This is a genomic window from Polaribacter sp., assembly GCF_049276715.1.
Taxonomy (GTDB): domain Bacteria; phylum Bacteroidota; class Bacteroidia; order Flavobacteriales; family Flavobacteriaceae; genus Polaribacter.
Map to the genome: position 1 here is coordinate 172,761 of NZ_JBASWY010000044.1, position 19,068 is coordinate 191,828.

At 30.3% G+C, this 19,068-nt stretch carries 23 protein-coding genes; 19 read left to right on the top strand and 4 right to left on the bottom strand.

Translation table 11 applies throughout. The annotated features are described in order from the left end of the window. Positions 1-282: 282 nt before the first annotated feature. The 4 genes from WAO74_RS11685 to WAO74_RS11700 are packed head-to-tail and all read right to left on the bottom strand — an operon-like array spanning position 283 to position 1,907. Positions 283-480: a hypothetical protein gene (locus tag WAO74_RS11685; protein ID WP_422162319.1), complete on the bottom strand. Its 198-nt coding sequence runs from the start codon at positions 478-480 to the stop codon at positions 283-285. A gap of 29 nt (positions 481-509) precedes the next feature. Continuing rightward, on the bottom strand, positions 510-725 hold the full coding sequence (locus tag WAO74_RS11690) for a hypothetical protein (RefSeq protein ID WP_422162321.1): 216 nt from the start codon (positions 723-725) through the stop codon (positions 510-512). Further along, positions 688-1,149, bottom strand: a complete 462-nt coding sequence (locus tag WAO74_RS11695) for a DUF5675 family protein (protein WP_422162323.1) — start codon at positions 1,147-1,149, stop codon at positions 688-690. The genes WAO74_RS11690 and WAO74_RS11695 overlap by 38 nt, the downstream gene beginning before the upstream one ends. Before the next feature lie 2 nt (positions 1,150-1,151). Next, positions 1,152-1,907, bottom strand: a complete 756-nt coding sequence (locus WAO74_RS11700; protein ID WP_422162325.1) for a hypothetical protein — start codon at positions 1,905-1,907, stop codon at positions 1,152-1,154. 890 nt (positions 1,908-2,797) lie between these two features. Here WAO74_RS11700 and WAO74_RS11705 point away from each other — a divergent pair. The 19 genes from WAO74_RS11705 to WAO74_RS11795 all read left to right on the top strand — a co-directional run bounded on the left by WAO74_RS11705 (position 2,798) and on the right by WAO74_RS11795 (position 18,973). Further along, a complete protein-coding gene (locus WAO74_RS11705; RefSeq protein ID WP_422162327.1) occupies positions 2,798-4,270 on the top strand; it encodes a proton-conducting transporter membrane subunit in 1,473 nt (490 codons plus the stop codon). Next, positions 4,267-6,621 carry a DUF2309 domain-containing protein gene (locus tag WAO74_RS11710; RefSeq protein WP_422162329.1) on the top strand — a complete coding sequence of 785 codons (2,355 nt, stop codon included), beginning with the start codon at positions 4,267-4,269 and terminating at the stop codon, positions 6,619-6,621. Before WAO74_RS11705 ends, WAO74_RS11710 begins: the two co-directional genes overlap by 4 nt. A 201-nt stretch (positions 6,622-6,822) precedes the next feature. Next, a complete protein-coding gene (locus tag WAO74_RS11715; RefSeq protein WP_422162331.1) occupies positions 6,823-7,449 on the top strand; it encodes a flavin reductase family protein in 627 nt (208 codons plus the stop codon). A gap of 2 nt (positions 7,450-7,451) precedes the next feature. After that, the gene (locus WAO74_RS11720; protein ID WP_422162333.1) at positions 7,452-8,873 is read left to right on the top strand and encodes an SDR family oxidoreductase; all 1,422 of its coding nucleotides are present in this window, start codon (positions 7,452-7,454) and stop codon (positions 8,871-8,873) included. Positions 8,874-8,875: 2 nt separating this feature from the next. Continuing rightward, positions 8,876-9,016 (top strand): DUF2256 domain-containing protein, encoded by a 141-nt coding sequence (locus WAO74_RS11725; protein WP_422162335.1) that lies wholly within the window; start codon positions 8,876-8,878, stop codon positions 9,014-9,016. Continuing rightward, positions 8,986-10,296, top strand: a complete 1,311-nt coding sequence (locus WAO74_RS11730; RefSeq protein ID WP_422162337.1) for a DASH family cryptochrome — start codon at positions 8,986-8,988, stop codon at positions 10,294-10,296. Before WAO74_RS11725 ends, WAO74_RS11730 begins: the two co-directional genes overlap by 31 nt. 1 nt (position 10,297) lies before the next feature. Next, positions 10,298-11,830: a cryptochrome/photolyase family protein gene (locus WAO74_RS11735; protein ID WP_422162339.1), complete on the top strand. Its 1,533-nt coding sequence runs from the start codon at positions 10,298-10,300 to the stop codon at positions 11,828-11,830. After that, positions 11,820-13,310: a deoxyribodipyrimidine photo-lyase/cryptochrome family protein gene (locus tag WAO74_RS11740; RefSeq protein ID WP_422162341.1), complete on the top strand. Its 1,491-nt coding sequence runs from the start codon at positions 11,820-11,822 to the stop codon at positions 13,308-13,310. Before WAO74_RS11735 ends, WAO74_RS11740 begins: the two co-directional genes overlap by 11 nt. An 82-nt stretch (positions 13,311-13,392) precedes the next feature. Beyond that, positions 13,393-13,827: a hypothetical protein gene (locus WAO74_RS11745; protein ID WP_422162343.1), complete on the top strand. Its 435-nt coding sequence runs from the start codon at positions 13,393-13,395 to the stop codon at positions 13,825-13,827. Between the two features lie 10 nt (positions 13,828-13,837). Then, positions 13,838-14,110, top strand: coding sequence for a TIGR03643 family protein (locus WAO74_RS11750; protein WP_422162345.1), 273 nt, complete (start codon positions 13,838-13,840; stop codon positions 14,108-14,110). Between the two features lie 60 nt (positions 14,111-14,170). Beyond that, a complete protein-coding gene (folE, locus tag WAO74_RS11755; RefSeq protein ID WP_422162347.1) occupies positions 14,171-14,869 on the top strand; it encodes a GTP cyclohydrolase I FolE in 699 nt (232 codons plus the stop codon). A 3-nt stretch (positions 14,870-14,872) separates the two neighbouring features. Then, positions 14,873-15,100: a hypothetical protein gene (locus WAO74_RS11760; protein WP_422162349.1), complete on the top strand. Its 228-nt coding sequence runs from the start codon at positions 14,873-14,875 to the stop codon at positions 15,098-15,100. A 75-nt stretch (positions 15,101-15,175) separates the two neighbouring features. Continuing rightward, positions 15,176-15,391: a hypothetical protein gene (locus WAO74_RS11765; RefSeq protein WP_422162351.1), complete on the top strand. Its 216-nt coding sequence runs from the start codon at positions 15,176-15,178 to the stop codon at positions 15,389-15,391. Between the two features lie 6 nt (positions 15,392-15,397). Beyond that, positions 15,398-16,081 carry an SDR family NAD(P)-dependent oxidoreductase gene (locus WAO74_RS11770; protein ID WP_422162353.1) on the top strand — a complete coding sequence of 228 codons (684 nt, stop codon included), beginning with the start codon at positions 15,398-15,400 and terminating at the stop codon, positions 16,079-16,081. Positions 16,082-16,086: 5 nt separating this feature from the next. Continuing rightward, positions 16,087-16,560, top strand: a complete 474-nt coding sequence (locus WAO74_RS11775; RefSeq protein ID WP_422162355.1) for a glutathione peroxidase — start codon at positions 16,087-16,089, stop codon at positions 16,558-16,560. 5 nt (positions 16,561-16,565) lie between these two features. Further along, a complete protein-coding gene (locus WAO74_RS11780) occupies positions 16,566-16,736 on the top strand; it encodes a Lacal_2735 family protein (protein WP_422162357.1) in 171 nt (56 codons plus the stop codon). 3 nt (positions 16,737-16,739) lie between these two features. Then, positions 16,740-17,201 carry a TspO/MBR family protein gene (locus WAO74_RS11785; RefSeq protein WP_422162359.1) on the top strand — a complete coding sequence of 154 codons (462 nt, stop codon included), beginning with the start codon at positions 16,740-16,742 and terminating at the stop codon, positions 17,199-17,201. 1 nt (position 17,202) lies between these two features. Further along, the gene (locus WAO74_RS11790; RefSeq protein WP_422162361.1) at positions 17,203-17,667 is read left to right on the top strand and encodes an SRPBCC family protein; all 465 of its coding nucleotides are present in this window, start codon (positions 17,203-17,205) and stop codon (positions 17,665-17,667) included. Position 17,668: 1 nt separating this feature from the next. Further along, positions 17,669-18,973 carry a cryptochrome/photolyase family protein gene (locus WAO74_RS11795; RefSeq protein ID WP_422162363.1) on the top strand — a complete coding sequence of 435 codons (1,305 nt, stop codon included), beginning with the start codon at positions 17,669-17,671 and terminating at the stop codon, positions 18,971-18,973. The last annotated feature ends 95 nt before the right edge of the window (positions 18,974-19,068 follow it).

A 19,068-nucleotide genomic window follows, 5' to 3' on the forward strand; every position in this document is an offset into this window, starting at 1 on the left:
TCGCCATTGGGCTAACATTTTTAAAGATTGATAAACTCTACGCTCAAACCTGCCTCTGTTTCTCAATCTTTAAAAACGATAGTATCCACTGATATTTTTTCCTTACCTCATTCATCTGCACAAAAATTCTACTAAACCTGTGCTGAACTTGATTCAGTATTCATTTAATTTCTTTATCAAAATTCTTTGTTTGTCTCATTTCGTTAAGTAAAAAATAATTTGCATGCATAAAAAAGGACACTTAAAATATAAATGTCCTCTTCTGATATTGATTTTTTAATATTACTTTTTACGCTGTTTCTTTATAGATTTTACAAAAACTTTCATCATCATAGAGGCAATAAAACTGACGATGGCGCCTAAAGTAGCCAATACAATAGTGGTGATAATGTCTTCTGAACCAATATGAGTAATGGTAGTTAAAAAAGTGCCGCCTAAAACACCAGCACTCAAATTTTGATGAGGTATTTGAAAATTCATTTAATTACTTTTTTGAGCTTTTTCTAACCCTATTTTTCTTTCTCATCAGAAACAACCGCTTGACTAATAGCAGTGGCAACAGTTCCTGCAACAGTCATATAGGTGGCAATAGTTACAATAGTTGCAGGTATTGCAATAGGAGCTGCAATAATTGCACCTCCTGCAGTAGCCAATGCAATACCGATATTTCTTAAGATTCTAAAAAACTTAGGAGTTGGTTTTTGGTAACGTTCTATAATTTTCATAATTCTGTGATTTAATGGTTAATGTTATTTTTTCTTTTCGGTCTTGAGCTTGATACACTAATGACAGTAATTTTTGCATCGCATCCTTTGAGTAAATCCCTTTACCAATGCCACTCAAGTAAGTTACAGGAGCAATACAGCCGGCTAAATCCCTAATAGCATCATTGGCAGGATGAAATAAAATAAAGCTTCTACCTTCTACATTTTTCAATATCAAATGATGTTGAAATCGTTTTGAAAATCGTGGTACAATTTCATAGGAACCCTCTGGGATGCAGGAAACAATTCGTTTATTATTGATCCAGGGCAATTCAATCGTATGACAAAGAAACCTGTCTTGAGCAATGTCGAAAGGAGTATCAGAAGAAAACAGAGTACCATTGGTACCCTGTTTAAAATAAGCTCTTTGCAGCACTAATTCCATAATTATGGAGTATCAATAGTCGCCACAGATAATGCGTTATAAGCACCGTTTTTAAGTGCATACATTTCGCCATTTACTTCTTGATAAAACTCAACGCCAATAACTTGCACCACTTGTAAGGTTGAATTTGCAGTAATCGTTGCAGACAATGCAATCGCAGCTGTATCAGCAGCAGTGTAGGGTAAAATTGCTGTAGCATCACTTTCAAAAGTGGAAGTTTCATTTTCAAAATCTAGTTCTGCAGCACCCATCACAATTTTAAAATGTGTGGTTCCTGCTGGAGCACTAATTCTAACTACTGGAGAAAAAGCAACCAAATCTAAAGTAGCTTCACCAGTAACTCTGTCAAAAGCTTTCGTAAACGGAGCGAATAAAGTTGCTCCCAACTTTCCATTCAAATTGAATTCAAAACCTTCTAAAAGTCCTAAATCTCCATCTTGCAAAGTTCTTAAACCTCTTTCGTTAACAACATCTGTTTTGGTAACAGCGACCAAAGTTTTGGTTAGCCTAGAAACGACTCTTTTATCCTTTGCATTTTGTAAAAGCAAACGAATTGCATTTCGTAATACTTTGCCACCTTTACCAGCTCTTCCAAATTCAGAACCATTTTCACGCGTTCTTTGAAATGCAGGATCATTCTGGATTCTGTTTTTGTCAACACCTCCTTTTTCACGAGCAAGATGTCCGTCAGTCGTTTTGTAAAAAGAAATACCTCCGATAGTTCCTTTTAGTTTAATAATACCTGTTTGTTTTGCCATAATTTTTACTTTTTTTATGATTAATATTTCAAATCACGTAACTTTATAAGCAATAAAGAAAAAGCGAATACCACATATTACCATTCCTTCCGATTACGCCAAAAACAGCAAATAAATGAAGTTTAGTATTAGTATGGTTAAAGCATAGATAAAGTATTATGAATACAAAAAGAGCTTGTATATATCCAAAAGACATTCAGCGCATCACAGGGCGTAGTGAGAGGTATGGGCGTAAGCTATTGAATGATATCAAAGAATACTTAGACAAAAAACCTCATCAATTTGTTACTATTCATGAATTTTCAGAGTATTCTGGAATAGAAATTGACATCATTAATCTGTATATTAATTAGTTATAAAATCACTTTTATAAATCATAAAATTTGCGTAAATTTATGTTGCTTTGTATGTAGAAGGTTTTTATATTTGCACCACTTTTGTACAAAGCAATTTAAAACGAAAGTTCTTATCATAAAAGTTACCTATTCGGTTACCTCAAAAAGGAAACAACTTGTAACTAATTGATAATTAAAGATATTAGCGTGGTAGTTATAATCCTGCCACCCCGACTAAAACCAGTAATTGTCTTACTGGTTTTTTTGTGCATAATGGTTTTTTCATTTTCTTCTAGACTACGAATTCATAAATTATTCCAATCTAAATCTTAGAGTTTTTATTTGAGTACTTAAAATACTCTTTGGTAAAATAAAATTCAATTAATATAAATAATTTTTATGTATTTCATAATAAATATAAATAAAAATATATAAACCAAATAATACACCTTTGCCTCATCAAAAATCAAAAAATATACTTAAATCAAACTTGAATTTATCTATGGAATCAATCAATAAAAGAAAAGTATACATAACGCTCTTAAATCTTTAATAATGAATCTTGAAAAAAATATAAATCCGATTCAAAAGAACCAAAATGAAAATAATAAATCTGTTATTTCTGTTCTTGTAAATTGTTTTTTATGGTTGCTATTTATTGGAAACATATCCTATTTGGTTCTTAATTTCTTTAGTATACCTGAATGGATGCTTGGAAATATCTTAAAAATTAATGGTTTTACCATTTTAATCTGGACAACAGTTACTTTTTTTAGTGCCATTGTAAGTAGTTATGCCAAAAGTTATTTAACAGGTTTTAAATATCAATCTAAATTTATGATATTATGTTTAAGTTTTACATTGTCGGTAATGCTTTTAGTAATGTCTAACAACATATTTTTGTTACTTTTTAGTTGGTTAATTATGGGTGTTTTTATGGCTCATTTGATTGGTATTGATGCAACTTGGGGAGAAGCAAGAGAAGCAAAAAAGTTTACTCAAAAATACTTTTTAATAGGTACATTCTTTTTAGCTATTGGTTTACTATTACTGGCTTTTTCTAGTGATAAATTCACAGTATCTGGATTATCTGCAGCTGTGAGCACTTTACCAAATCAGATCACTTTAATCGCTGCATTTTGTATTATTGCTGCTGCAATTGTACAATCTGCCATTTATCCTTTTCATCGTTGGTTATTATCAGCAATGACCTCTCCTACTCCAGCATCTGCGCTTATGCATGCAGGTTTTGTAAACGGAGCTGGAATTCTGTTAGCTCTATTTTCTACGCTATTATTCGCGTCAAATACCTTAACTATTTTATTCGCTATTGGAGGTTTTACTGCAATAATTGCACAGTTTACAAAATTATTACAAGTTAATGTGAAACAAAAACTTGCCTGTTCTACAATTGCGCAAATGGGTTTTATGATAATGCAATGTGGTTTAGGCTTTTTTAATGCAGCTGTTGCGCATTTAATTTTACACGGATTCTACAAAGCGTATTTATTTTTATCATCTGGAGAAGAAATTTTACAAACAAAACCTGAAAAAGATAAGCCTATAAAAATTAAACCATTTCAAGCCTTAGTGGTTTTAGCTTTTGGAGGTTTAGGTGCTTACCTATTTGCAATCTGGACAGGAAAAGGAACTCAATTAGACAGTAGTATTTTTCTAACGCTTGTGGTTGCGATTACTGTAGGGCAAGCAACCTATAACATTGTAAAAGAGAAAAGTTTATCTGTAGTTCAAAAAATTGTAGTTCCAGCAGTAATTTTTGTGGCAGGAATAGGGGTTTATGCATTGATGTATAATGGAGTGACAATTTTAATGTTAGATATGCCAATGATAGATCAACCAATGCCATTATCTTGGGTTCAAATTATCTTCGGATTCACTTTCCTTATTGGATTTTTCATCATGAAATTAAGAGTTTACAAAAAAATTCCTTGGCTTTATGTAAAACTATTAAACATTTCACAACCTAACAAAAAATCAGTATTAATGTATAAAACAAAATCGATATGAATCAACAAATTATAAACAGTGTTAATGAGGCCTCTAAAGTAATAGGTAAAACATGGCCTTTATACACTTTTGTAGCTTCAAATCCATTATCTGGTTATGAAAAATCTTCTTTTAAAGACGCTATCAAAACTGCTAAAAATAATTTTGGTGCAAATGCATTTCCTTCAACTAATTTATATTTGCAAGCTTGGGAGAAAGGAGACATTAATAAAAATATACTAGTTGCTCTTTTAAAAGAAAACGGATTAACAGAACCTCCAAAATTTTATTTAGACTTTTTAGCTTCAAAAAAGGAAACTGTTGAGATAAATAAAAATCATGCTGTTGATGTTATTATGGCTAAATGGCTATCTTCTTTTATGGATGAAGGTTTGGCTGAATGGGAAATGCCTTATAAAACCGAAGGTTTTTTTGGAGCTTGGAGACTTTTAGTTGTTTATGATTCTGAAACTGGTAAAACTGCCTTAAAAGACATTCCTAAAACGAGTTTAGAAACTTTAGAACTGCTTCTAAAAAATGTAAAAGAAAGTGAATACTTAAAACTTTTTACACAACATCTAGCAGCACTTCCTGGTTGGACAGGTTATATTAACCATAGAACTCAATCTAACACAGATTGGCATCAAGAATACCCAATTGATGCAATCGATTATTTGGCTGCACGACTTTGGACAGCTAAGAAATTAAATTTATCTTTTTTTTCAGAAGAGGGTACAACTTTTGAAAACGAATCGATTAGTAAAGTTCAATACATTTTATTAAAAGCTTGGGAACAAACTTGGCAAAATCAATTGATAAAAACGCTGGAAAACGAATCGATTTCGCAAGTGAAAGAAGATAAAACTCCAGATGCTCAAATGGTTTTTTGTATCGATACTCGTTCTGAATTAATTAGAAGACACATCGAATCTAAAGGAAATTATGAAACTTTTGGTTATGCTGGTTTTTTTGGAATAACTATGGATTACCAAAGTTTAGAAGATGGAATTACTCGTAAATCTTGCCCTCCAATTGTAAACTCTGCTTATCAAGTTTCGGAAATTGCCCAAAATAATTGCGAAGAAAAACTTACGCAATATGAGCAAAAAAATACAATCAATAGTTTTAAACTATATTTTTTAACTCGAATAAAAAATATGATTCCTTCTGCTTTTGGGTTTGTAGAAGGTGCTGGTTTTTTCTATGGATTATCATTAATAGGCAGAACAATAATGCCAAGAAAAATGTATCAACTAAATGATAAAAAGGCATCAAAACTTGAAACTATTTGTCAACCAGACATCAATAGATATGATAATAATGTAGATTCTTTTGGAATTCCTTTAGCAGAAAAAGTAGGCATTGTAAAATCTGCTTTCGATTTAATGGGTTGGAAAGAGTTTGCGCCTTTGGTTATTTTTGCAGGTCATGGAAGCCATTCTGCAAACAACCCTTTTGGTTCTAGCTTAGATTGTGGTGCTTGTGCTGCAAGCCCTGGAAGACACAATGCAAGGATGCTAGCAAAATTGGCAAATTTGCCAGAAGTCCGAAAAGTTTTGGCAGAAAACCACAATATAATCATTCCTAAAAACACAATTTTTATTGGTGCAGAACACAATACAACTACAGATGATATTGTATTGTTCGATTCAGAAATTCCAGATTTTCATAAGGAATTGGTGAAAAATTTAAAAACAAATTTATTAAAAGCGCAAAAAACTGCGACAGAAGATAGGTTGGGTTCTAAAGGAAATAGTGTTTCATCTGCAGAGCAAAAAGCAAATAACTGGGGAGAAACAAGACCTGAATGGGGTTTAGCCAAAAATGCTGGTTTTATTGTTGGTCCAAGGAATTTAACAAAAAACACTAATTTAGATAGCCGTTGTTTTTTACATTCTTATGATTGGGAATTAGACACAGAAGGCAAAGCTTTAGAAGGCATTATACAAGGCCCAATGACAGTTACTCAGTGGATAAATAATCACTATTACTTTTCTACAGTTGATAATAATATTTATGGAGGTGGTTCTAAAATTACACATAATATTACTGGTAAATTTGGAGTGGTTCAAGGAAATGGAGGCGATTTAAAAATGGGATTACCTTTACAGTCTTTATATGGTTCAGATGAAGAAATGTATCATCAACCCTTAAGATTGTCTGTAATAATTCAGGCTCCAATAAGCAGAGTATCAGAAATTATTGCTAGAAATGCAGGTACAAAAACACTTTTAGACAACGAATGGATTTACTTAATGGTTATGGATCCAACTAGTAATAACGAGATTTTTAAATATAAGAAATCAATTCAATGGCAAGCTGCATCAGAAAAAAAACAGCATCAAAAAATACTTGAAACATTCGAAATATAAGGAAATATAGGTTAATTGCTTCATAACTTATTATTAAAAAGAATTAGAAAGGCTATCATTTTATTTGATGGTCTTTCTTAATTTAAAACTGAAAGTTTCATTTAAAATAGAGCTTAAACCTTTAACAAAATTTTTGTTTAACAATAAATTAAATAAGTTTAACAATTTGTATCTTTGTGATAAACTCAAGATATCAAAAAAATGAAATATTTTAATCATAAAGACATCAATAGTTTAGATAAAATTTATAGAATTAATTTAATAAACAGCTGTTCAGGATTTAAATCTGCTAATTTATTAGGCACTATTTCTACGAAAGACATTACAAACGTTGCTGTGTTTAGCTCAGTAACACATTTAGGTTCTAACCCACCCACTTTAGGTTTTATTCTTAGACCCACAACCGTTCCAAGAAATACCTACCAAAACATTAAAGATCTTGGTTATTTTACAATTAATCATATTTGGGAAGATATTATAGAAGATGCACATCATACATCAGCAAAATATCCTGATGATATTTCTGAATTTGACATGACCAATTTAGAACCAGAATTTAAGGGTGAATATAAGGCCCCTTTTGTGAAAAATGCTCCAGTTCAAATGAGCATGAAGTTTATTGAAGAAATTTATGTTCCTTCCAACGATGTGATGCTGGTAGTTGCCCAAATTCAAGAATTATATGTAGAAAATGAATTGTTACAAAATGATGGTTTAATAAATTTATCGAAAGGAAATATTGCGACCATAAATGGTTTAGATACCTATGCCATTCCTAAATTTAAAAAACAACTTTCTTATGAAAGACCAAAAAATATAAAAAACTAACTATGAAAATTCTTGTAACAGGTGCAACTGGTTATATTGGTAAACGTTTAATTCCTTTATTATTAAACGATGGCCATAAAATCGTGTGTCCTGTTAGAGATAAAAAAAGGGCACAAAATTATTACAAAGAACAAAAAAATATTGAGTTAGTTGAAGCCGATTTTCTAAATGCAGGCACTCTTGCAGCAATTCCAAAAGATATTGATATTGCTTATTATTTAATTCATTCCATGTCTAATTCTGCTAAAGAATTTCATGTGCTGGAAGAAAAATGTGCGTTTAATTTTAAACGCTTTGCAGAATCTACCTCTATAAAACAGGTTATATATTTAAGCGGAATTACCAATGACACAAAGCTTTCTAAACATCTGTTATCAAGAAAAAATGTAGAAAATACATTGTCATCAGATAAGTATGCATTAATAACTTTTAAGGCTGGCATTATTGTAGGCTCAGGGAGTTCTTCTTTTGAAATTATTAGAGATATTGTAGAAAAACTTCCAGCAATGATTGCTCCAAAATGGTTAAACACAAAAACACAACCTTTGGGTATTAGAGACGTTTTATCATTTTTACACAAGTCTTTAGGCAAAGAGGAATTATATAATACTTCTTACGACATTTTTGGCCCAGAAATAATGACCTATAAAGAAATGCTATTGCAGTTTGCAGAGGTAAGAAAATTGAAAAGGTGGATTTTAACAGTGCCAGTTATGACCCCTAAATTATCTTCTTATTGGCTGTATTTTGTAACCTCCACATCCTACAAACTAGCAAGTTCACTCGTAAATTCGATGGGTGTAGAAGTAATTGGAAACAAAAGCAACATCAACCAAATTTTAGACATCAAGCCAATGTCTTACAAAGAGGCTGTAGAGTTGGCTTTTAAAAAAATAGAACAAAATAGTATTATTTCTAGTTGGAAAGATTCTTACATCAGTAGTGGAAAATTGAAGAATTATGTTCACGAATTTATCAACGTTCCAGAATATGGTTGTTTTAAAGATTACAAAAAAAGAAAAGTATCTAATAGCGAAAAAGTTTTGGACAGAATTTGGGCAATTGGGGGCGAAACTGGCTGGTATTATGGCACTTTTTTATGGAAAATTCGTGGTTTTTTAGACCAATTTTTTGGTGGTGCAGGTTTACGAAGAGGAAGAAGACATCCCACAGAACTAAATGCAGGTGATGCTTTAGATTTTTGGAGAGTAATTTATGCTGATAAAGAAAAAGGAAAACTACTGCTTTATGCAGAAATGATTATGCCTGGAGAAGCTTGGCTAGAATTTAAAATTGAAGATGGAATTCTATACCAAACAGCCACTTTTAGACCACATGGTGTAGCAGGCAGAATGTATTGGTATGCTGTTATGCCTTTTCATTGGTTTGTTTTTAATGGTATGATTAACAACATTAACAAATAATTTTGAAGAAAGAACATCTACCAACAAAAGAATGCCCCGTTTGTAAATTGCCTTTTACTTGGCGTAAAAAATGGGAAAAAAATTGGGAAAACGTCAAATATTGTAGCGAAAAATGCAGGAGAAACAAAACACAACTGGCTTAATTTGGTTTCGTAATAATTTACGAATTCAAGATAATATTTTATTAAAGAAAGCAATTGATAATAATATCAAAGTAATTGCTGTTTATTTTTTTGATCCAAAATACTTTAGTGAAGATAGCTTCGGATTTAAAAAAACAGAAAAATATAGAGCTAAATTTTTAATCGAAACAGTTACAGATTTAAAGCAAAATTTAGCAGATTTAAATATTACACTATTAACCTATTTTGAATCTCCAGAAAATAAAATTTCTAGCCTAGTGGATGATTTTTCTATTGATGCAATTTATACCCAAAAAGAATGGACAAAAGAGGAAGTTGATAGCAATATTTTAATTAAAAAAAGCATTTCTTCAAAAGTGAAATTTGTGGAAGATTATGATCAGTTTTTATATCATCCAGAAACCGTTTCTAAAAACTTTCAGAACATTCCTGATGTTTTTACTGCCTTTAGAAAAAAGTTAGAAAAGTATGTTGCTATCAAAGAAGAAGTTACAATAGTTAAATTATCAGAATCAAATAAAATAGAAAATAACACCAAAGTTCCAACATTAGAAGAACTCGGTTTTGCAAATTTTACCACAAATTCTAAAACTGCATTTCCTTTTAAAGGAGGAGAAACTGAAGCTTTAAAAAGAATAGAACATTATTTTTTTGAGAGTAAAAAAGTAGGTTTTTATAAACAAACGAGAAATGGTTTGGTTGGTAAAGATTACTCCACAAAATTTTCTCCTTGGTTGGCAAATGGAAGTATTTCTGCAAAAACCATTTATCATCAAGTTAAAAAATACGAGGCCCAATTTGGCGCAAATCAATCTACATATTGGGTAATTTTTGAATTGATTTGGAGAGATTATTTTAAATATATTTCATTAAAATATGATTCCAAAATCTTTAAAATTGGAGGAATTTTAGATCGCGATTATCATTGGAACTCAAATAAAGAAATTATTCAACAATGGATAAATGGAGAAACCAAAGACGATTTTGTAAACGCAAATATGCTAGAACTAAAAGAAACTGGTTGGATGAGTAATAGAGGAAGGCAAAATGTAGCCTCCTATTTTGCCAAAGAATTGTTACAAGATTGGAGAATTGGAGCTGCATATTTTGAGTCGCTTTTACTCGATTATGATGTGCATAGCAATTATGGAAATTGGATGTATGTTGCTGGAGTTGGTAATGACCCAAGAGATCGTAAATTCAATACGCAATTGCAGGCGCAAAATTACGATTCGGATTATAAGTTTAGAAAATTGTGGCTAGAAAAAACCTTATTTTAAGATGAAAAAACTACGCTTAATTTTAGGAGATCAATTAAACAGTGAACATTCTTGGTGTAAAAATCAGGATAAAAATGTTATTTACTGTTTATTTGAAATGCGCCAAGAAACGGATTATGTAACACATCATATTCAAAAAATAATTGGCTTTTTTGCAGCGATGAGAAATTTTGCTGATGAATTAAAATCACAAAATCATAAGGTTATTTATTATCAACTTAATGATGAAGAAAATACCCAAAGTTTAGTTTCTAATTTATCAAAAATTATCAGAGAAAATGATATTGAAAAGTTTGAATATCAATCTCCTGATGAATATAGATTAGACAAGCAATTATCTGATTTTTGCAAAAAAATCAACATAGAATCCGAAGTTTTTTCAACTGAACATTTTTACACAGAAAGAGAAGATTTAAAGACTTTTTTTAAGGGTAAAAAACAATTTTTGATGGAGAGTTTTTATCGGGAAATGCGAAAAAAACATCAAATTTTAATGGTAGACCAACAACCTGAAGGAGGTAAATGGAATTTTGATGCCAGTAACCGTAAAAAATGGAAAGGAGATGTTTTAATCCCGTCAGCAAAAAATTTTGATAATGATGTTTCAGAAATTGTAAAAGACATTGAAGAAGCTGGAGTAAAATCCATAGGAAAAATAAATGAAAAATATTTCGAATATCCTATTTCTAGAGAGCAAAGTATAGAGCAATTAGAATATTTCTGCGAACATTTACTAGTTCATTTTGGCGATTATCAAGATGCAATGCACACAGATCAAATATTTCTGTTTCATTCAAAAATATCATTTGCAATGAATACAAAAATGATTTCTCCAAAAGAAATCATCACTAAAACTTTAGCTACTTACAGAGAACGAAAAGACGAAATTGATATTTCGCAAGTAGAAGGTTTTATAAGACAAATTATTGGTTGGCGAGAATATATGAGAGGCATGTATTGGATGTTAATGCCCGACTATAAAAAAGAGAATTTTTTAGAAAATAAAAATAAACTCCCTGACTTTTTCTGGACAGGAAAAACGAAAATGAATTGCCTAAAAAATGCCATCAATAATTCTTTGGATAATGGCTATGCACATCACATTCAAAGACTAATGATTACTGGTAATTTTGCCTTATTAACTCAAATTCATCCAGATGAAATTGACGCTTGGTATTTGGGTATTTATTTAGATGCAATTGAATGGGTTCAATTGCCCAATACAAGAGGAATGAGTCAGTTTGCAGATGGTGGAAAAATAGCGACAAAACCTTATGTTTCTAGTGGAAGCTACATTCATAAAATGAGTAATTATTGTGAGAGCTGCAAATACAATAAAAATACAAAATTTGATGATGATTCTTGCCCATTTAATAGTTTGTATTGGAATTTTTTAGACGAAAAACAAGAACAATTATCGACCAATTTCAGGATGAAAATGATGTACAGTTTGCTAAATAAAATGTCATCCGAAGAAAGAAGTAATATCAAAGAAAAAGCAAATCATATTATTCAAAATATAAATGAATACTAACAGAGAAGAAATAAATATAGTTTGGCTAAAACGTGATTTACGTTTGCAAGATAATGAGGCAATTTGCAACGCTTTAAAATCTAAAAAACGTATTTTATTTCTGTATGTTTTCGAGCATTCTTTAATGGATGATGCTCATTATTCTGAACGTCATTGGAATTTTATCAAACAATCTTTAGTTGATATGAATGATGATTTAAAAGCCCTTGGCACAAAAATACTTTGTGTAAATTCAGAAGTCGTTACTGTTTTTAATCAGCTCTTGGATTATTACAAAATTGATACCGTTTTTTCACATCAAGAAACAGGTTTGTTAATTACGTACAATAGAGATAAAGATTTTGCGAGGTACTGCAGAAACAACTCCATAAATTGGATTGAAAACAATAATAATGGCGTTTTAAGAGGATTATTAAACAGAGATGATTGGTTTGAAAAGTGGGACAATTATATGGATGCTCCACAAATAACCTATAAAATAAAAGCAGATAAATTCCTTAAAATTGATAAAATAAAGAATATCGAAAGAAGCTTTTTTGTTTCTGATTTAACTACAAAAGAAGATTCAGTTTTCCAAAAAGGTGGTACAAAAATGGCCTGGAGATATGCCAATGGTTTTTTTGAAACTCGTCATAAAAACTACATGTATCACATTTCTAAACCAACTTTATCTAGAGAAAGTTCTAGTAGATTATCTCCTTATATTGCTTGGGGTAATGTTTCTATTCGTCAAATTTATCAAAAGGCATTAACGCACAAAACAGAAGAAAACAAAAAACATTTAGGCGCTTTTATTTCGAGGTTAAGATGGCAAGCACATTTTATTCAAAAATTTGAAATGGAGCATACCATGGAAGAAGCCAGCATTAACAAAGGCTACCACAAATTAAAGAAAAGTGTGTCTGAAGTTTATCAGGAAGCTTGGAGAAAGGGACAAACTGGTTTTCCTTTAGTAGATGCTAGCATGCGTTGTTTAAACGAAACTGGCTATTTAAATTTTAGAATGCGTTCTTTATTGGTTTCTTTTTTCACACATATTTTATGGCAACCTTGGCAAGATGCAACCCATCATTTATCACAACAATTTTTAGACTTTGAGCCAGGTATACACTTTCCGCAATTACAAATGCAAGCTGCAGAAACTGGTATTAATAATATTAGAATTTACAACCCAATAAAAAATAGTTTAGACCATGATGAAGAAGCTGTTTTCATTAAAAAATGGGTGCCAGAATTGGCAAAATTAACTGTAGCTTTTATTCATGAGCCCTATTTAATGACCACTTTAGATGAGCATTTTAATGATTTTAAATTGGGAGAAAACTATCCAAATCCTATTGTAGATGGCAAAATTGCTAGAAAAAAAGCGAGTGATATTCTTTTTAATATGAGAAAAAATCCAGACGTAATTTCTGAAAGTTACAGAATACTAAGCAAGCATACCCTTTCTGATAGAAAGAAAATGTTGCATACCAACTAAATTTTCTGAACTATAATTTTTTGTTAATTTTTGTTTAACTATTATTTAATTAAGTTAAACATTTATATCTTTACAGAAGATTATGGTATTCAACACAACACATCAAAATAAAGAGGTTCAGAAATCAATTAAAAATTTAATTGGTGATTCTTACAATTTTATAGAATCTATAAAAATGAAAGGAGTTGGATCTAAAAGAATGATAATTGAAGAAGTGAGTCCTAACTTTAAAAACATGATTAATCTAGTGAGTGATATTAACTATGGAAATATCGAACTCAGAAAAAACGGAATTTTAGTGTATGTGAATAAAGGTTTACAAAATTTTAGTTGGGCCATACCATTTTACCAATTGTACATGTACAAAACAGATGGTTTTAGCATTCATGCACAAGGAAATTTTGTTCGATTTAAAAACAACAAGTTATTAAAAGAGAATAAGAAATTCTTGGACAAACTGATTGATTTAAAAATTGAAAACGACAAAAATTACGAATTTCAAGATGCCTTTAATTAAATAAAATTGAATGGAATTAGATACTGTAGCAGTTGACAGAATTATAGAAATGGCTTGGGAAGACAGAACTACTTTCGAAGCGATTCAATTTCAATTCGGCTTAAAAGAACAGGAAGTAATTGATTTAATGCGAAAGGAAATGAAGCCTAAAAGCTTTAAAATGTGGAGAGAAAGAGTACAAGGAAGAAAAACAAAACATGAAAAACTAAGAACATTCGAAAAAGGAAGATTTAAGTGTTCTAGACAAAAATCGATATCAAATAACTCTATAGCAAAAAGATAAGCAACGTGCTTTGCTTTTAAGATTGGAGTACTTAAAGACAGCACATTAAAAAGAATAATTATGATTACAGAAGTAATATTAAAAGAAAAAGAAGTATCAGAAAAGTTAAACGGATTTTCATTCGAAGAAGTTGGAGACGATCATTTATACACGGGTTTACAAACTCCGATGAAAAAAGATGCTTTTAAACTTTCTGATGAAGAAAAGAAAGAAAAAATCGCAAGCTTATTCACCCAAATTATGGATGTAATGGGTTTAGATTTAACCGACGATTCTTTGCAAGGAACTCCAAAAAGAGTTGCTAAAATGTATATTGATGAAATTTTCTCTGGTTTAAACCCAGCTAACAAACCAAAAGTTGCTTTATTCGATAATAAGTATCAATACAACCAAATGTTAGTTGAAAAGAATATTACTTTTTATTCTAATTGCGAGCATCATTTTGTGCCAATTATTGGGAAAGCGCATGTTGCATATATTTCATCAGGTAAAGTTATTGGCTTATCAAAATTAAATAGAATTGTGCAGTATTTTGCAAAAAGACCACAAGTTCAAGAACGCTTAACCAACCAAATTGCAGAAGAATTAAAAGCAATATTAAATACAGAGGATGTAGCTGTTATAATAGATGCAAAACATTTATGTGTTTCCTCTAGAGGTATTAAAGATGAAACCTCATCTACAGTTACTTCTTTTTTTGGAGGTAAATTTAATATTTCAGAAAAAATAGCAGAATTACAAAACACATTAAATTATTAAATTATGGAACTAGTAAACAAGGCATTAGAGTTCGAAAACAGAAAAATGAGGTTCCCAACAACAAGCGATCGAATCTTGGCAGCAAGAGAAGCTAAAGATTTAATTTTGAGTTTAAATGAGATTTATAAAAAAGAGAAAGACGAGAAAATTATGGATATGATGAAACGTTTAACCTCAATTAAACAAAGAATTGAAAGACGTTTAAAAGGGAAACCATTAACTGCCTCGTAAAAACTAAGAAATTAATTTGCTTTTCTAACAATTATAATTATATTCGAATTTTACAAAAATACGGAAGAAATTATAATGAATTTATTAGAAAAAGCAAGCGAATTTGAGAATAGAAAGTTCTCTTTTAAAACTACAAGTGACAGAATTTTAGCATCTAGAGAGGTAAAAGCCTTAATATTAGAACTAAATGAACTGTATAAAGAAAAAAGTGATCCTGAAATAATGGAACAAATGAAGCGCTTAACTGCTGTTAAACAAAAAATAGAAAAGCGCTTGAAAGGAAGACCTTAAAGCATTATGAAAAAAATATTGGTAATTGGCGGAAGCAAAGGAATTGGCAACGCTATTGTAGAAAGTTTAGTAACAAACAACAAAGTTATAAACATCAGTAGAACAAATCCTTTGCAGTCAAATGCCAATATTACGCATTATAACTGTGATATTCTTACTGATGAACTCCCAGATATTGAAGCTTTAGATACACTTATCTACTGTCCTGGAAGCATCAATTTAAAACCAATTTCCAGACTTAAGTTAGAAGATTTTCGAGATGATTTCGAAATAAACGTGATTGGTGCTGTAAAAGCAATCCAAAAATATCTTCCTTTAATTAAAAACGGAAATAACCCAAGCATCTTATTATTTAGTACTGTAGCATCGAAATTAGGCATGCCTTTTCACGCGAGTGTAGCTGCTGCAAAATCTGCTGTAGAAGGTTTAACAAAATCTTTAGGAGCAGAATTGGCACCAACAATTAGAGTAAATGCAATAGCACCTACAGTTACAGATACAGAATTAGCATCGAAATTATTAAGAAATGACAGAATGATAGAAAACATCACAGAACGTCATCCTCTTAAAAAATACTTACAACCCAATGAAGTGGCAGATTTAGCTACTTTTTTAATCTCAGATAAAGCTTTATCAATTTCTGGTCAAATTTTCGAATTAGACTGTGGTATTGTAAGTTTTAAAATCTAATAAAAATGACATCTATTTACGATATTAAGATTGATAGTTTACAAGGTAAACCTATCAAACTAAACAGCTTTAAAAACAAACATATCTTATTTGTAAATGTAGCTTCTAAATGTGGCTTTACTCCACAATACAAAGATTTAGAAGAATTGCATCAAAAATATAAAAACGAATTAGTGGTAATTGGTGTTCCTTGCAATCAATTTGGAGCACAAGAACCTGGTGATTCTTATGAAATTCAAGAGTTTTGTGAAGTTAATTACGGAGTTTCTTTTTTAATCACAGAGAAAATAGATGTTAAAGGCAACAACCAACATCCATTGTATACTTGGCTCACTTCTAAAGATTTGAATGGAAAGAAAAGCTCTTCTGTAAAATGGAACTTTCAAAAATATTTGGTAGATAAAGATGGTAAATTAATTGATTATTACTTTTCGATTACGAAACCTTTAAGTTCAAAAATTACAAAACATTTAAAATAAAAATTATGTTTGGCTTATTTAAAAAGAAATCTGAAGTAGAAAAATTGCAAGAAAAATATAAGAAATTAATGGAAGAAGGGTTCAAACTACAATCTATTAATAGAAGTGATAGTGATCAAAAATATTTAGAAGCAGACGCTGTTTTAAAAGAAATTGAAAAGCTAGATACAAAGTAAACCATGAAGCAATTAAAATTAATCATCCTTTTTTTAGTAATTAATTTTGGTGGTTTGGCTATTGGGAGTTGGTTAATGAATAATGGACCAATGACAGATTGGTATACAAATTTAAATCAAGCTCCTTGGACACCTCCAGGTTGGGTTTTTGGTGTTGCTTGGACGTTAATAATGATTTGCTTTTCTATCTATTTAGGGAAACTTTTTCTAATTGATAACTCCAAAAAAAATAAGATTATTTTTCTAATTCAATTTATTTTAAACGTAAGTTGGAACTTTATTTTTTTTAATCAGCACTTAGTTTTAATTGGGCTGATAAACATAACTTTATTAACTTCTATCCTATTTATTTACTTTTTTAAATTAAGTAATAAAGTAAATAATTACAAATATTTATTATTGCCATATATGATTTGGTTGTGCATAGCAACTTCTTTAAATATGTATATTCTAATTCAGAATTAAGATGAAAATCTATACTTATCATAAAAAACAAGCCATACCAATTTCTGTGGATGAGGCTTGGGAGTTCTTATCCAATCCCAAAAATTTAAAAATAATTACTCCAGATTATATGAGTTTTGATATTATTTCTGGTGCAGATAAACCAATGTTTGCTGGTCAGATTATTCAGTATTTGGTAACTCCAATTTTAGGCATTAAAACAAAGTGGGTTTCAGAAATTACACAATATGTAGAAAAAAAATATTTCATTGATATTCAACTATATGGACCTTATGCATTGTGGCACCACAAACATTTTGTAAATGAAATAGAAGGTGGAGTAGAACTAGAAGATATTATTGACTATAAAGTGCCTTTAGGATTTTTAGGACAATTGGTGCATCCATTTTTAGTGAAACCAAAATTAGAAGAAATTTTTTCTTACAGACAAAAAAAACTTATTGAATTATTTGGAGAAATAAAATAAGATGGAGCAAAAAATTAACTTATTTTGGTTTCGTAGAGACTTGAGATTGGATGATAACGTAGGCTTTTACAATGCATTAAAATCTGAAAACAAAGTGTTGCCTATTTTTATTTTTGATACAGAAATTCTAAATAAATTACCTAAAAATGATGCGAGAGTTACTTTCATTTTCGAAACATTGCAAGAAATGCGAAATGAATTGCAAAAAAAACACAAAAGTAGCCTTGCAATTTATAATGGAAAACCCTTATCAATTTTTAAAGAATTAGTAGAACAATACACAATTGAAACCGTTTTTACAAATCATGATTATGAGCCTTATGCTAGTGAAAGAGATGAAGAAATAGCAACATTATTGTCCGAAAAAAATATCAATTTTAAAACCTACAAAGACCATGTAATTTTTGAAAAGGCTGAAATCGTAAAAAGTGATGGAGAACCATATAAAGTTTACACACCTTATATGAAATTATGGAAAGAAGCGTTTAAAAAAATAGAATTCAAAATTTATAATACCAATGATTTTTTAGATAATCTAATAGAAAATTCAAAATTACCAAACCTAACTCTTTCAGATATTGGTTTTGAAAAATCAACACAAAAAATTGCGAAATACATAGTAACGTCAACATTAGTTCAAGAATATGAAGAAACACGTAACTTTCCTGCAAAAGATTCCACATCACGTTTGGGACCTCATTTGCGTTTTGGAACTGTAAGTATTCGTAAAATGATACAAAAAGCGGTTGCTGAAAAAAATGAAATTTTCTGGCAAGAACTAATTTGGCGCGAATTTTTTATACAAATTTTATGGCATTTCCCTCATACTAAAAACAAAGCATTTAAAAGCAAATACGACAGAATTGATTGGAGAAATAACGAAAAAGAATTTAAAGCTTGGTGCAAAGGAGAAACTGGTTATCCTCTAGTAGATGCTGGAATGCGTCAATTAAATGAAACTGGTTTTATGCATAATAGAGTTAGAATGTTGGTTGGTAGTTTTTTATGCAAACATCTATTAATAGATTGGAAATGGGGTGAAGCTTATTTCGCAGAAAAATTACACGATTATGAAATGGCAAGCAATGTTGGTAACTGGCAATGGGTTGCAGGCTCTGGTGTAGATGCATCTCCATATTTCAGAATTTTTAACCCAACAACTCAAATTAAAAAATTTGATAAAGATTTAAAATACATTAAAAAATGGGTGCCAAATTTTCAAGAATTAACATATGCAAAAGAAATTGTAAATCATAAAGAAGCCAGAGAACGCTGTTTAACAGTTTATAAAGAAGCTGTAAGCTAATCTGAATAAAAAAAATAACTAATTTTTTAATCTTTAAAAAAAATTAAATTTTTATTGTCCACAAACTAATTTTACTTTTAATTTGCGTTTCTAAA

What these genes read in the sequence shown, in the direction of transcription:
- WAO74_RS11705 (WP_422162327.1), top strand. Translation starts at nt 2,798, where the DNA reads ATGAATCTTGAAAAAAATATAAATCCGATTCAAAAGAACCAAAATGAA.
- WAO74_RS11750 (WP_422162345.1), top strand. Translation starts at nt 13,838, where the DNA reads ATGGAATTAGATACTGTAGCAGTTGACAGAATTATAGAAATGGCTTGG.
- WAO74_RS11770 (WP_422162353.1), top strand. Translation starts at nt 15,398, where the DNA reads ATGAAAAAAATATTGGTAATTGGCGGAAGCAAAGGAATTGGCAACGCT.
- folE (WP_422162347.1), top strand. Translation starts at nt 14,171, where the DNA reads ATGATTACAGAAGTAATATTAAAAGAAAAAGAAGTATCAGAAAAGTTA.
- WAO74_RS11720 (WP_422162333.1), top strand. Translation starts at nt 7,452, where the DNA reads ATGAAAATTCTTGTAACAGGTGCAACTGGTTATATTGGTAAACGTTTA.
- WAO74_RS11785 (WP_422162359.1), top strand. Translation starts at nt 16,740, where the DNA reads ATGAAGCAATTAAAATTAATCATCCTTTTTTTAGTAATTAATTTTGGT.
- WAO74_RS11790 (WP_422162361.1), top strand. Translation starts at nt 17,203, where the DNA reads ATGAAAATCTATACTTATCATAAAAAACAAGCCATACCAATTTCTGTG.
- WAO74_RS11765 (WP_422162351.1), top strand. Translation starts at nt 15,176, where the DNA reads ATGAATTTATTAGAAAAAGCAAGCGAATTTGAGAATAGAAAGTTCTCT.
- WAO74_RS11690 (WP_422162321.1), bottom strand. Translation starts at nt 725, where the DNA reads ATGAAAATTATAGAACGTTACCAAAAACCAACTCCTAAGTTTTTTAGA.
- WAO74_RS11740 (WP_422162341.1), top strand. Translation starts at nt 11,820, where the DNA reads ATGAATACTAACAGAGAAGAAATAAATATAGTTTGGCTAAAACGTGAT.
- WAO74_RS11745 (WP_422162343.1), top strand. Translation starts at nt 13,393, where the DNA reads ATGGTATTCAACACAACACATCAAAATAAAGAGGTTCAGAAATCAATT.
- WAO74_RS11700 (WP_422162325.1), bottom strand. Translation starts at nt 1,907, where the DNA reads ATGGCAAAACAAACAGGTATTATTAAACTAAAAGGAACTATCGGAGGT.
- WAO74_RS11735 (WP_422162339.1), top strand. Translation starts at nt 10,298, where the DNA reads ATGAAAAAACTACGCTTAATTTTAGGAGATCAATTAAACAGTGAACAT.
- WAO74_RS11710 (WP_422162329.1), top strand. Translation starts at nt 4,267, where the DNA reads ATGAATCAACAAATTATAAACAGTGTTAATGAGGCCTCTAAAGTAATA.
- WAO74_RS11780 (WP_422162357.1), top strand. Translation starts at nt 16,566, where the DNA reads ATGTTTGGCTTATTTAAAAAGAAATCTGAAGTAGAAAAATTGCAAGAA.
- WAO74_RS11775 (WP_422162355.1), top strand. Translation starts at nt 16,087, where the DNA reads ATGACATCTATTTACGATATTAAGATTGATAGTTTACAAGGTAAACCT.
- WAO74_RS11730 (WP_422162337.1), top strand. Translation starts at nt 8,986, where the DNA reads ATGCAGGAGAAACAAAACACAACTGGCTTAATTTGGTTTCGTAATAAT.
- WAO74_RS11795 (WP_422162363.1), top strand. Translation starts at nt 17,669, where the DNA reads ATGGAGCAAAAAATTAACTTATTTTGGTTTCGTAGAGACTTGAGATTG.
- WAO74_RS11695 (WP_422162323.1), bottom strand. Translation starts at nt 1,149, where the DNA reads ATGGAATTAGTGCTGCAAAGAGCTTATTTTAAACAGGGTACCAATGGT.
- WAO74_RS11760 (WP_422162349.1), top strand. Translation starts at nt 14,873, where the DNA reads ATGGAACTAGTAAACAAGGCATTAGAGTTCGAAAACAGAAAAATGAGG.
- WAO74_RS11685 (WP_422162319.1), bottom strand. Translation starts at nt 480, where the DNA reads ATGAATTTTCAAATACCTCATCAAAATTTGAGTGCTGGTGTTTTAGGC.
- WAO74_RS11715 (WP_422162331.1), top strand. Translation starts at nt 6,823, where the DNA reads ATGAAATATTTTAATCATAAAGACATCAATAGTTTAGATAAAATTTAT.